Here is a 12,823-nt window from a genome sequence, read left to right as displayed (position 1 = left end):
CGCTCCGGCACCCGCCGCCGCTCCGGCACCCGCCGCCGCTCCGGCACCCGCCGCTGCTCCGGCTCCCGCCGCGCAGAAGCTCGCGCTGCCCACCGAGAACGACAACCTGTACGTGACTCCGTTGGTGCGGCGCCTGGCCGCACAGCAGGGCGTGGACCTCGCTTCCGTCACCGGAACCGGCGTGGGTGGTCGCATCCGCAAGGAAGACGTCCTCAAGGCCGCTGAGACCGCGACGGCACCCGCTGCGGCCGCTGCATCGGCGCCGGCACCGGCACCGCTCGAGGTTTCCCCGCTGCGCGGCACCACGCAGCCGATGTCGCGTCTGCGCAAGGTTCTGGCCAAGCGTGCCGTCGAGTCCATGCAGCAGACCGCCCAGCTGACCACGGTGGTCGAGGTCGACGTCACGGCGCTGGCCGACTACCGCGACAGCGTGAAGGCTTCGTTCCTCGAGAAGACCGGCGACAAGCTGTCGTTCCTGCCGTTCTTCGCGCTGGCGACCGCTGAGGCGCTGCAGGCGTTCCCGATCGTGAACGCGACGGTCGACGGCGAGAACATCGTGTACCCGGCGAGCGAGAACGTGTCGATCGCGGTCGACACCGAGCGCGGCCTGCTCACGCCCGTGCTGCGCGACGCGGCCTCGAAGAACATCGCTCAGATCGCACACGAGATCGCTGATCTCGCCGCTCGCACGCGCGATAACAAGCTGAAGCCCGACGAGCTCGCCGGCGGCACCTTCACGCTGACCAACACCGGTTCGCGGGGCGCGCTGTTCGACACTCCGGTCGTCTTCCTTCCCCAGTCCGCGATCCTCGGCACCGGCACGGTCGTCAAGCGTCCCGGCCTCGTGAAGGTCGGCGGTGCGGATGCCATCGCGATCCGTTCCTACGTGTACCTCGCGCTCTCGTACGATCACCGGATCATCGACGGTGCGGATGCGGCCCGGTTCCTGGGCGCGGTGAAGGCCCGCCTCGAGTCGGCGCAGTTCGCCGCTCAGCTCGGCGCCTGACCCGAGAGAGAGCCTCATGGCTGGTCCGCGACGTCATAGACGTCGCGGACCAGCCATTTTTCTTCTGCGCGGATGAGCACGACCACCTGGTGCCTCGGTTGACTGGTTCCGGGCTCTATCATCTCGCTGTCCGCGTCATCGACGTCGAGCCGCACCACGGCGACGTCCCCGTATTCGTCGACCAACTCGACGGCTGTCCCCTGCGCTGCCGCCACGAGCTCGTTGACCACACCGTCGGATCCGGGGGCCGCGGCGTCAGGGCAGGCAGAGTCCGCGCGTACGCGGCACTCCGTGATCGTCGTGAACAGAGCCTCCGCTGCGGCCACAGGATCGTCTCCCAGCGACGTGCTGCTCCTCTCCGCATCTTCCGCTGCCCTCGACTCATCCGCCGCTTTCCTCGTGTCCGCCCCCTCGGCTGCCTCTTGCCCGTCGGCAGCCTCCGGCACGGGCGTCGCCGAAGGCGCATCCCCTGACATCACCGACGCCGTTTCGCCCGCCCGTCGCCGTCCGGCATCAGCTTCGCCCGGGTCGCCGCCCTCGGGCCAGAGCAGCCCTGCGGCGAGCACGGCGGCAGCCACGGCTGCCGCCACGATGAACGGACGTCGCCGAGGGTGCGACCGAGTACCCGCATCCTCAGCCGCACGCGTTCTGCGCTCTCGCCGCCCCCGGATCACCGCCGCGATCCGCGCGGCCGCGATCCCGAAGAGCTCTTTCCCCGCGCCGGCGACGGTCACGACGGCAGCCACTATTCCGCGGCTCTTCCTGCGACGATCCGACCGCAGCCGCTGACCATTCCGCGGCAGAATCGACTCGCGCGTCGTGACGACCTGCGCGACGTCCTGCGCCTGCTCCGGAGGATGCGCCCCTCGATCGAGGGGTTGAGGGGCGGCGACGTTCAGGAGCTCCTGCTCCCAGATGTCGAGGAGTCTTCGTGGGATGCGAGGTTGGACGGATGCCTTCTCCAGGCCATTGGCGACCGTGTTGAGCGCCCGCTTGAGCACCTTGTCCGAAGCGCCCTCGCCCAGGCGTCGAACGATCTCCTCGGCCCCGGCCCGTGCATCCTGACCAGGCCCGAAAACGAACACCGGACGCCCGCCGTCGGTCACCCACCACACGCCGGTGCGCGTGCTCTCGACACCCTCGCCGGGCTCGCCGCCCTCGCCGATCTCGTCGAGACCGCGGAGCAGGCTGACCACGAGCGTGCTGCACTCCCCGGGCCTCAGCGCTGCCCCCGTGGCCGAACGACGGATCAGGAACCCCAGGACCTGATCCGGGCACCACGGGAGCAGCACGTCGTGGCCGCCGCGGCGTCGGATGACGTCGATCGGGGCGGCGACATGCTCCGCGCCCGAGTACCGCCATCCGATCCAACCGCCGAGGGCCGAGACATCCATCCGCACCGCCACTGCGTCCCCTGAAGTGACCAGCGCGCCCTCGAACGGACCCTCATCCGCGTCGAGAACCCGTACCACGCGATGCGCCCCCGGCAGGAGGGCCGTCCCCCGGGCATCACGGGTGCCGATGTCTGTCATGCCTCCATCACAGCCCACCGCAGCCTGGATTCTCCGTGATCGGGGCCACAGCGAACAGGTTCCGACCGAGGCCGCGATTGTGCAGGAACAGTGCCGTCGCATCCGACTCCGCTTGACGCGAACGACGGCATCACAGCGGCTGTGAACTCGGTAGGCTGGACTCCATGGCAAAGCGTGCTCCTGAACCCGAAAAGCGTCCTGGGTTCTTCTCCCAGATCAAGTCCCTCTTCCGGTTCACCCGTGAGGCCTACTCATGGCTTCCGTGGGCTCAGCTCGCGATCCTGGTCGGCGGCGTCCTCCTCGGTCTCGTCGCCGGCTATCTGATCCCGCCGTTCCAGATCTGGACCCTCGTCCTCTGGGGCATCACGGGTCTCATGCTCGGCGTCCTCGGCGCGCTTTTCCTCATGACCCGCCTGTCGACGTCGGCCATGTACACGAAGATCGACGGAATGCCCGGTGCCACCGGCCACGTGCTCAGCACCAGCCTCGGCCGCAGCTGGCAGGCTTCGGAGACGCCCGTGGGGATCAACCCGAAGACGCAGGAGGCGGTGTACCGCACCATCGGTCGCGGCGGCATCGTCGTCGTGGGTGAAGGTGCACGCGGCCGCCTGACCCGCCTCGTCAACGAAGAGCGCAGCAAGGCCCAGCGCGTCGCGCACGGCGTGCCCGTCACGGTCCTCTACGTCGGACACGGCGAGGACGAGGTCGCGATCGCCGACCTGGCGAAGACGATCAAGAAGCTTCCGAAGGCCATCGACAAGACCACCATGGCAGCGGTCATCCGCCGCGTCGACTCGGTCTCGCAGTCGCTGTCCTCGCTGCCGATCCCCAAGGGAATCGACCCGACGAAGGTGCGCTCGCAGCGACCTCGTTGAGCCCCGCACGCCGAGACGAAGAGCGCGGCCGTCCTCCTCGGAGGGCGGCCGCGCTCTCGTTCATTCGGAGAGCGGCTGGCGGGGCAGGCGGCGGACCTTCGCACGGCGACGACGCCGCTCGGGAACCATCGAGCGCATCTCGTCGAGCTTGCCGAAGCAGAACAGCCGATCGTCGGCTTCCAGGACGACATGCTTGCGCGGGTTGGGGATGACGCTCACCCCACGGTGGAGCGTGAGGACGGTGATGTCCCGTTCCCAGAGGCCCGCCTCCCCCAGCGTCTTGCCGACCAGGTCGACCGCGCCGTGCACCATGAGTTCCGCGACACCGTATCCCGTGGACACGGTGAGGCGCTGCCGCACATCGATCTCGGGGAATGCGACCTGACCGGCGATGTAGTCGATGATCGCGCCGGCCACGTCGAGCTTCGTCGCCGTCTCGATCCCCTGCAGCCCCGGCGAGGAGTTGACCTCCATGACCAACGGGCCGTCGTCTCCCTCGAGCATGTCCACACCGGCGACCCGCAGACCCATGATCTGCGCGGAACGGACGGCGGCGCGCTCGTAGACGGGGTCGAGCTCGACGGCCTCGACCGATCCACCGCGGTGCACGTTCGAGCGGAACTCATCGCCGGCAGCGGATCGGCGCATCGCCGCAACCACTCGGTCGCCCACCACGAGCGCTCGAATATCACGTCCGCGACTCTCCGAGATGAACTTCTGGATCAGCACGTTCTGCTTGGTGGAGTGCAGCGTCTCGATGATCGCCTCGGCCACCTTCACCTGGGGGGCGAGGATGACGCCGATTCCCTGAGTACCCTCCAGCAGCTTGATCACGACCGGCGCTCCACCGACGCGCTCGATCGCCGGGCGCACGTCTGCCCGGTTGCGCACGAACGCGGTCGGCGGCATCGCGATGTTGTGCCGTGACAGGATCTGGTTCGCACGCAGCTTGTCGCGGGCGCTGGAGATGCCGTTCGCGGTGTTCGGCGTGTACACGTCCATCTGCTCGAATTGCCGGACGACGGCTGTGCCGAAGTACGTGATCGAGTTGCCGATGCGCGGCAGGATCGCGTCGTAGTCGCTGAGTTGACGGCCCCGATAGTGGAGGTCGGGTTCATCGGCTGTGAGATCGATCGCGAAGCGCAGGGTGTTGAGCACCTTGACGTTATGTCCTCGCTGAAGCGCGGCCGCGCGCAGTCGCTGGGTGGAGTACGCCTGGGGCGCACGGGAGAGCACTGCGATCTTCACGGGGGAATTTTCCTGCCAGGATGTATCAGGTGAGTAGGACTACCCCCCATTCAAACACCCTTACGGGGTGGCGAGAATGGGTGAGCCTGCCCGATCTCGGAGTCGACTGGCTGAAGGCCAAGATCGACACGGGTGCGCGCACCTCCTCGTTGCACGCGTTCGACATCGTGGAGTTCGAGCAGGACGATCAGCCCTGGGTCCGTTTCAAGGTCAAGCCCTGGCAGGACAGCCAGGAGGACGCCGTGGTCGTCGAGTGCCCGGTCCACGACCGTCGCGCCGTGCGCAGCTCGTCCGGGCACGCGCAGCAGCGCCTCGTGGTGGAGCTGTTGATCCGCCTCGTGGACCGCGAGGTGCTCGCCGAGGTGACGCTGAGCAACCGCGACGAGATGGGCTTCCGGATGCTCATCGGAAGAGAAGCACTGCGGCAGGGGTTCTCGGTCGACCCGGCACGATCCTTCCTCGGGGGGCGAGCACCTCGGGAGGCGCGGCGCCGCAACCGCGGCAAGATCTGAGCGCGGCGCTCAGGCGCGGATGAGAATGGTGCCGACCGCCTTGTCATGGAGGCCGCGCTGGTCGGCGTCCCAGATCACCGCCGGCACGACGACGACGAGCAACAGTGTGCGGACGATCGGGCGCCACAGCCCGACCCAGCCACCGTCGCGGCGCACCACGCGCATCCCGAGGATCCGGTGACCCGGACTGCCTCCCGCGGTCGGGATGAAGAGGATCTGCAGCACGGCGAACACCAGCATCGGGGCGAACTGCGTGAGACCGGCTTCGGTGGGAAGCGCGAACTGGTCGTAGCCGAGGAAGGCGGTGGCGATGATGGTCGCGGCGAGGTAGTCGATGAGCAGGGCCCCGATGCGGCGGCCCGGCCGGGCGATGCTGCCGGGACCCGACTCCGGGAGTCCGAGTCGCTCACCGGGGTATGTGTTCACAGCATCCGTCACTCCCCCAGTTTACCGAGCGTGAAATACCGTGTTCGTCCCCGGCTCCCGTAACACGCCCGAAACAAAGCGGATACCGTAGAGAAATCCCCCGTCCGTACTCTGCAGAGTGGCCGTGAAGCCATCGATCCGCATTACAGGAGTCGTACATGTTCAAAGATTCGTCCGAGGTACTGAGCTACATCAAGGAGAACGACGTCAAGTTCCTTGACATCCGTTTCACCGATCTCCCGGGTGTGCAGCAGCACTTCAACATTCCTGCATCGACGGTCGACGAGGCTTTCTTCACCGACGGTCAGCTGTTCGACGGCTCCTCGATCCGCGGCTTCGCGAGCATCCACGAGTCCGACATGCAGCTCATCCCCGACGTCACGACGGCGTACGTCGACCCCTTCCGCGAGGCCAGCACCCTCGTGATGCTGTTCGACATCTACAACCCGCGCACGGGCGAGATCTACTCGAAGGACCCGCGTCAGGTCGCCAAGAAGGCGGAGAAGTACCTCACCTCCACCGGCATCGCCGACACCGCGTTCTTCGCGCCGGAGGCCGAGTTCTACATCTTCGACGACGTCCGCTACAACGTCACCTCGAACTCCAGCTTCTACAGCGTCGACTCGGAAGAGGGCGCCTGGAACACCGGCCGCGAAGAAGAGGGCGGCAACCTCGGCAACAAGACCCCGTACAAGGGCGGCTACTTCCCGGTGAGCCCGGTCGACAAGACCGCTGACCTCCGCGACGACATCACCCTCAAGCTGATCGACGCCGGCTTCATCCTCGAGCGCTCGCACCACGAGGTCGGCACCGGCGGCCAGCAGGAGATCAACTACCGCTTCGACACGATGGTCCACGCGGCGGACGACATCCTCAAGTTCAAGTACATCGTCAAGAACACGGCCGAGGAGTGGGGCAAGGTCGCGACCTTCATGCCCAAGCCCCTGTACGGCGACAACGGCTCGGGCATGCACACGCACCAGTCGCTGTGGAGCGACGGCAAGCCGCTCTTCTACGACGAGGCCGGCTACGGTCAGCTCAGCGACATCGCGCGCTGGTACATCGGCGGCATCCTGGCGCACGCGCCCGCGCTCCTCGCCTTCACGAACCCGACGCTGAACAGCTACCACCGTCTGGTCAAGGGCTTCGAGGCCCCGGTCAACCTGGTCTACTCGGCCGGCAACCGCTCCGCCGCGATCCGCATCCCGATCACGGGCTCGAACCCCAAGGCCAAGCGCATCGAGTTCCGCGCACCCGACGCCTCCGGCAACCCGTACCTCGCCTTCGCTGCGCAGCTGATGGCGGGCCTCGACGGCATCAAGAACCGCATCGAGCCGCACGAGCCGGTGGACAAGGACCTCTACGAGCTCCCGCCCGAGGAGGCCAAGGACATCCCTCAGGTCCCGAACTCGCTGCTCGACTCGCTCGACGCCCTGGCGGCCGACCACCAGTTCCTCCTCGAGGGCGGCGTGTTCACCAAGGAGCTCATCGAGACCTGGATCTCCTACAAGTACGAGAACGAGATCCTGCCGATGGCGCAGCGCCCGCACCCGTTCGAGTACGAGCTCTACTTCGGCGTCTGACCCCCTTCGGATCAGCATCCGGCCCAATTCCCGAACTACGGGAGTTGGGCCGGATTCCGTTTGCAGAAGTGTTCGTCGTCACTGGCGGATGAGCTCCACCTCTCGGTCCGCCAGCTCTACCGCTGCTTCGCAGGTCACGTGAGTCCCACGGAACTCCTCGCCCGAACCCGGGTCGCCTCAGCGGTCGCGCTGATGCTCGCCGCCCCGGAGACCCCGGTCGCAGACCTCACCGTCGCCGCGGGGTTCTCCGACCCGTCGACGCTGCGATGCCATCTGCTCCGGTACACGGGCATGGGAGCACGCGAGCTGCGCCGAGCGATACGGGCGCACGACCCGGTCGTGTGCGAAAGACACCGTGACGTTTCGGCGGGGCGACGGCTCGAGAAGCTCTCCCGATGACGTGACCGGCTATCCCGTCCGCCGAGGCGCGCAGGCTCCGCCGGGTGTCGCTCAGCACGTGGGCACCCCGTGTGGAGGATGATCGACTGAGTCTGAAAGAGGGAGGGCCCATGCGCCGCAAGAGAGTGATCGCGCCCAACGAGCCGCAGACGGTCCCGGCCCAGCGCAGATCCACCACCACCGCCGCGGCCGCCGCGCGCGCCAATCCGTTCATGTTCGGGCTCCTCGGGGCTCTCGGCGTGCTCGTCGCCCTCGCCATCGGCGGGATCGTTGATCAGCTCGCCACGGTGCTCGTGTACGTCGGCGTGGCGCTGTTCCTCGCTCTCGGTCTCGATCCGATCGTCCGATTCATCGAGAAGCGGCTCCCCCGCGCTGCGGCCGTGACGATCGTCGTCGCGGGCGTCGTCCTCGCCTTCGCAGGCATCATCCTCGCGATCGTCCCGGTGCTGGTCGAGCAGATCGGCAACCTCATCAAGGACGGTCCGAAGATGGTGGAGGACTTCATGGAGAGCCAGTGGTTCAAGGACGTGAGCGGCCAGTTCGGCACGACCATCAAGGACGCGGCCCAGGGAGTGCTCGACTTCGTCCAGAACCCCGACAACTTCCTCGACATCGGAGGCGGCGTGTTCGCCGTGGGCGCCGGCATCGCCGGGGGCCTGACCGGCATCACGATCGTCCTGATACTCACGCTCTACTTCATGGCCTCGCTGCGCAGCATGAAGCGCACGGCCGGCCGCTTCGTGCCCGCATACCAGCGCGAGACCTTCAGCGAGCTTCTGGAGGATGTGTCCGGTGCGGTCGGACGCTACGTGATGGGGCAGGCGAGCCTGGCACTCATCAACGGCGTCCTCAGTCTGATCGTCCTGTCGATCATCGGCGCACCGGTGCCCGCACTCCTCGCGCTCATCGCCTTCGTCGGCTCGATGATCCCGCTCGTCGGCACCCTCACGGCCTCCATCATCAACTCCCTGATCTGTCTGTTCGTCTCGCCGGTGACGGCGCTCATCGCCTTCGGCTACTACCTCGTCTACATGCAGATCGAGGCGTACGTCCTCTCGCCGCGCATCATGAGCCGTGCCGTGGCCGTGCCGGGAGCCCTGGTCGTGATCGCCGCGGTCGCCGGTGGCGCACTCGGCGGCATCCTCGGCGCACTCGTCGCGATCCCGGTGGCCGCGAGCATCATCATCATCGTGCAGAAGGTGGTCTTCCCCACACAGGACCGCAAGAAGGCCCCGCCGGTGATCACCGTACCGTGAGGATGATTCCGGCGGAGGTCGCGGTGCACACGCGTCTCAGCGGATGAGCAGGGCCCCCGGCTGCACGCGGACGTCGAACTGCGAGACCTCCCCCATCTCCTCGCCGTCGATCTCGAAAACCAGGGGTGTGTCCAACTGCACCGAGATGTGCTCGACGGGCAGATGACGTGCGGAATCTGTGCTGACGGCCTCATCCGTCGCCCCGAAGATGCGTCGGATCCCGTTGTCCCAGACGAACGACCGCAGGGTGTCGAGCCACTGGAGTGCGCCGTCGGCGCTGATCATCAGCACATCCAGCTTGCCGTCGTCGAGAACCGCGTCGGGAAGCAGGCGGATGCCGCCCTGCACCATCCCGCAATTGCCGATCAGCATCGTGTGACCGCGCACCGCGACCGCCTTCTCGCCGTCGATCGCCAGAGTGATGTCGGTCATCTCGGTACCGGCCAAGGCCCGACCCATCGCCTCGACGTAGGCCAACCAGCCGGCCTTCGACTTGAGGTCGTCGTCGGTCTCGACCAGCATCTGGGCGTCGATCCCGAAGCCGACCATGACAGCGAAGGCGTGCTCGGTGCCGTCGTACGACACCCAACCGAGATCGATGCGTCGGGGCTCCGCATCCCGCACCCGCTCGAGCGCGGCGGGGATATCGGCGAGCGGGACCTCCAGGTTGCGTGCGAGCAGGTTCCCCGTGCCCTGCGGGACGATTCCGAGGGCGGTATCCGTCCCTGCGAGCGATTCGGCGACCGCACGGACCGTGCCGTCGCCACCGACGGCGATGACGATGCCCCGGCCGTCCTCACGTGCCTCCTGCGCCATGCCGCGGCCCGGGTCCTCGGGCGTCGTCTCCCACCAGCGGATGTCGTACTGCTCGTCGAACACGTCGCTCACGGCGTCCTGGAGAACCTCTTCCTCGACCTTGGAGGGATTCCAGACGATTCCGATGCGCGTATGGGTCATATCGTCAGCTTGGGACACCTCGCCCGATACTGCAAACCGACGGGGGCGGACTATCCGTAGAACAGGTCCTCGAACGTCTTGCGCGCACGGCGGGTGACGCCGAGGTAGTCCTCCTCGAGCTCGGTCGCCGAGCGGTCGGGGTACCCGAGCAGGCTGCCGATCGCGTCCAGCTGGCGCCGATCCGCCGGGAGAAGGTCACTCGTCTGCCCGGTGAGCAGGGTGATCGCGGAACGGAGCCTGCTGGACAGGCGCCACGCCTCCCGCAACCGCTCGGCGTCGCCCTCCTCCACGAGATCGGCTGCGACGGCGGCATCGAGCGCGCCGAGGGTCGATGTCGTGCGCAGGCCGGGGATCGCATACGCGTGCTGCAACTGGAGCAGCTGCACCAGCCACTCGACATCGCTGAGCGTGCCGGGGCCCAGCTTCAGATGGCGCCGCGGATCGGCGCCCTGCGGCAGCCGCTCCCCCTCGACCCTGGCCTTGATGCGCTTGATCTCACGCGTGCCCTGAAGGTCGAGCGATTCCGGGTAGCGGATCGTGTCGGCGAGAGCCGTGAACCGCTCGATGAGCTTCGCGCTGCCGGCCACACCCCGCGCACGAAGCAGGGCCTGCGCCTCCCAGGAGAGCGACCAGCGCCGGTAGTACTCGGCATACGCCACGATCGATCGCACGACCGGTCCGTTGCGCCCCTCGGGCCGGAGGTCGGCGTCGAGATCGAGCGGGACCCGGTGATCGGTCAGGTGCTCACGGAGTCCTGCCACGATCTGCGTGGCGAGCTTCTGCGCCCGTTGCGAGTCGACCCCATTCGCGTCGTACACGTAGAGGATGTCGGCGTCCGACCCGAAACCGAGTTCGGCACCTCCGAAGCGCCCCATGGCGATGACGGCGAAGTCGAGCTCTGCGGCATCGTCGGGGACGACGTCGCGGATGACGGCGCGCAGGGCTGCCTGGATGGTCGCCTCGGTGATCTCCGTGAGGGCGACAGCCACCTCCTCGATCGTGAGCGCGCCGAGGACGGCGCCCATCGCGGTGCGCAGCAGCTCCCGACGGCGCAGAGCCCGCACCGCGCGCAGGGCGTCGCCGATGGTCTCGTGACGGGTCTGGATGGCCCGTGCCTCTTCGTCGAGCGCGGCCGCCCCGCGCGGACGCAGCCGGTCGGTGCTGTCGAGCCAGGCGACGGACTCGGGGATCCACTCCAGCAGCTCCCCGACGTAGCGCGAGGAGGAGAGCAGGCGTGTGAGGCTCTCCGCGGCACCTGAGGAGTCCCGCAGCATCCGGAGGAACCACGGGGTGTCGCCGAGGCGTTCGCTGATCCGGCGGAAGGCGAGAAGCGCGTAGTCCGGATCGCTTCCGTCGGCGAACCACCGCACCATGATGGGCATCAGCGCGCGCTGGATCGTCACCTTGCGGCTGAGCCCGGTCGTGAGCGCACCGATGTGCCGCAGAGCGCCCGCGGGATCGCGGAACCCGATGGCAGCCAGACGGTCGTGTGCCTGCGCCGTGGAGAGCGTGCGCTCCTCCTCGGGGAGACTGGCGACGGCACTGAGAAGCGGACGGTAGAACAGCCGAGTGTGGATCTCGCGCACTTCGCGGCGCAACGCCTCCCATCGTGTCCACACACCGTCGCCGCTCTCGGCGAGGGCCGTGCCGCGCGCCAGCACGCGCAGGCCCGCGGGAGTGCGCGGAAGCAGATGCGTGCGGCTCAGTTCGCGCAGCTGCAGGCGGTGCTCCATGAGTCGCAGGATGCGGTAGTCGTCAGCGAACGTCGCGGCATCCGCTCGTCCGATGTAGCCGCCGGCGACGAGAGCATCGAGACTCTCCAGCGTGCCGCGCGTGCGGATCGACTCGTCGGTGAGGCCGTGGACCAGCTGAAGCAGCTGCACGGTGAACTCGATATCGCGGAGACCGCCCGCGCCGAGCTTGAGCTGATACGGAGCGTCGTCCGGATCGATGTGCTCGGTCACGCGCTCGCGCATCCGCTGGACGCTCTCGACGAAATCCTCACGGGCAGCGCTGGACCAGATCTTCGGCTGCACCGCCTCGATGTACTCGGCGCCCAGATCGGAGTCCCCGGCGAGAGGCCGTGCCTTGAGGAGCGCCTGGAATTCCCAGCTCTTGGCCCAGCGATCGTAATAGGCGAGGTGCGAGGCGAGCGAGCGCACCAGGGCACCCTGCTTGCCCTCGGGCCGCAGGTTGGCGTCGACCTCCCACAACGGGGGCTCCACCTCGATGCTGTCGAGACCGCGCATCGTCTCGCGGGCCAGCCGCGTCGCGATGTCGATCGCGCGCGCTTCCGTCACGACCCCCTCATCGCTGGTGCCGCCCACGAAGATCACGTCCACGTCGCTGACGTAGTTGAGCTCGCGGGCGCCGGCCTTTCCCATGCCGATGATCGAGAGCCGCGTCGCCGCCACCTGCTCCTTCGGGGTGGTCTCGCTCAGACGCGCGCGTGCGATCGCGAGCGAGGCCTCCAATGCCGCTCCGGCGGCATCCGACAGCGCGGCGGACACCGCGGCAACCACGGTCTTCGGCTCGGGGTGGGTCAGGTCATAGGCGGCGATGGCGGCGAGGCTGCGGCGGTAGGCGACACGCACGGCCACGACCGCCGCGTCGTCCGCCGACTTCGCGAAGCCATCTCGGGTGCCGACCGAGGCCAGCAGCTGCGCACGGAGCGACTCCGGCGACGGCAACGTGTCGAGGGGCTCCCCCAGCACCGAGAGCTGATCGGGATGGCGGAGGAAGAAGTCTGCCAGCCCCTCCGAGGCGCCGAAGACCCGCCACACGCGGTGACGCGTCTCAGCGCTGTCGAGCAGTGCCTTCAGGGGTCCTGCGTCCCGACGCGCGACACGGACCATTCCCCGCACCGCGGCGTCGGGGTCGGCAGCATCCGCACCTTCGAGAAGCGCTGATCGCGGGATTCCGAGAACCGTCGCCAACTCGGACAGGGATGCCGCCGCTTCGCTCAACTCGGCGAAACCGAGCCTGGCCAGGGCGGAGAGGGAGACGGAGTCGTCCGGTCGGGCCATCGG

At 67.9% G+C, this 12,823-nt stretch carries 11 protein-coding genes; 6 read left to right on the top strand and 5 right to left on the bottom strand.

Annotated elements, in window-relative coordinates:
• Positions 1-1,006 (top strand): 2-oxo acid dehydrogenase subunit E2 (locus tag DW298_RS08910; protein WP_205820315.1); only part of this gene is annotated, 1,006 nt, incomplete at its 5' end.
• A 14-nt stretch (positions 1,007-1,020) separates the two neighbouring features.
• On the opposite strand, the gene DW298_RS19630 is transcribed toward DW298_RS08910, so the two are convergent.
• Positions 1,021-2,538: a hypothetical protein gene (locus DW298_RS19630; protein WP_240745074.1), complete on the bottom strand. Its 1,518-nt coding sequence runs from the start codon at positions 2,536-2,538 to the stop codon at positions 1,021-1,023.
• 164 nt (positions 2,539-2,702) lie between these two features.
• Between DW298_RS19630 and DW298_RS08900 the strand changes: the two genes are divergently transcribed.
• Complete coding sequence (locus DW298_RS08900) at positions 2,703-3,413, top strand: DUF4191 domain-containing protein (RefSeq protein ID WP_136042085.1); 711 nt, start codon at positions 2,703-2,705, stop codon at positions 3,411-3,413.
• A gap of 60 nt (positions 3,414-3,473) precedes the next feature.
• Here the strand turns inward: DW298_RS08900 and DW298_RS08895 are convergent, their stop codons facing one another.
• Entirely contained in the window at positions 3,474-4,661 is a 1,188-nt protein-coding gene (locus tag DW298_RS08895; protein WP_029262827.1) for a RimK family alpha-L-glutamate ligase, read from the bottom strand.
• A 20-nt stretch (positions 4,662-4,681) separates the two neighbouring features.
• Between DW298_RS08895 and DW298_RS08890 the strand changes: the two genes are divergently transcribed.
• On the top strand, positions 4,682-5,173 hold the full coding sequence (locus tag DW298_RS08890; RefSeq protein ID WP_205820314.1) for a RimK/LysX family protein: 492 nt from the start codon (positions 4,682-4,684) through the stop codon (positions 5,171-5,173).
• Positions 5,174-5,182: 9 nt separating this feature from the next.
• Here DW298_RS08890 and DW298_RS08885 read toward each other — a convergent pair whose 3' ends face one another.
• Complete coding sequence (locus DW298_RS08885; protein ID WP_136042084.1) at positions 5,183-5,611, bottom strand: RDD family protein; 429 nt, start codon at positions 5,609-5,611, stop codon at positions 5,183-5,185.
• A 146-nt stretch (positions 5,612-5,757) separates the two neighbouring features.
• On the opposite strand from DW298_RS08885, the gene glnA reads away from it, so the two are divergent.
• The 3 genes from glnA to DW298_RS08870 all read left to right on the top strand — a co-directional run bounded on the left by glnA (position 5,758) and on the right by DW298_RS08870 (position 8,837).
• Positions 5,758-7,182, top strand: coding sequence for a type I glutamate--ammonia ligase (gene glnA / locus DW298_RS08880; protein WP_021200702.1), 1,425 nt, complete (start codon positions 5,758-5,760; stop codon positions 7,180-7,182).
• Between the two features lie 60 nt (positions 7,183-7,242).
• Positions 7,243-7,581: a helix-turn-helix domain-containing protein gene (locus DW298_RS08875; protein ID WP_136042083.1), complete on the top strand. Its 339-nt coding sequence runs from the start codon at positions 7,243-7,245 to the stop codon at positions 7,579-7,581.
• Between the two features lie 110 nt (positions 7,582-7,691).
• Positions 7,692-8,837, top strand: a complete 1,146-nt coding sequence (locus tag DW298_RS08870; protein ID WP_136042082.1) for an AI-2E family transporter — start codon at positions 7,692-7,694, stop codon at positions 8,835-8,837.
• A gap of 36 nt (positions 8,838-8,873) precedes the next feature.
• Here the strand turns inward: DW298_RS08870 and DW298_RS08865 are convergent, their stop codons facing one another.
• Both DW298_RS08865 and DW298_RS08860 read right to left on the bottom strand, forming a co-directional pair.
• On the bottom strand, positions 8,874-9,794 hold the full coding sequence (locus DW298_RS08865) for a diacylglycerol kinase family protein (RefSeq protein WP_136042081.1): 921 nt from the start codon (positions 9,792-9,794) through the stop codon (positions 8,874-8,876).
• 50 nt (positions 9,795-9,844) lie between these two features.
• Complete coding sequence (locus DW298_RS08860) at positions 9,845-12,820, bottom strand: bifunctional [glutamine synthetase] adenylyltransferase/[glutamine synthetase]-adenylyl-L-tyrosine phosphorylase (RefSeq protein ID WP_136042080.1); 2,976 nt, start codon at positions 12,818-12,820, stop codon at positions 9,845-9,847.
• Between the last annotated feature and the right edge of the window lie 3 nt (positions 12,821-12,823).

This window comes from Microbacterium sp. A20, from assembly GCF_004794515.1.
Classification (GTDB): Bacteria; Actinomycetota; Actinomycetes; order Actinomycetales; family Microbacteriaceae; genus Microbacterium.
The sequence above is the reverse complement of the archived record's forward strand: the minus strand, read 5'-3'. Positions and strand labels throughout refer to the sequence as shown.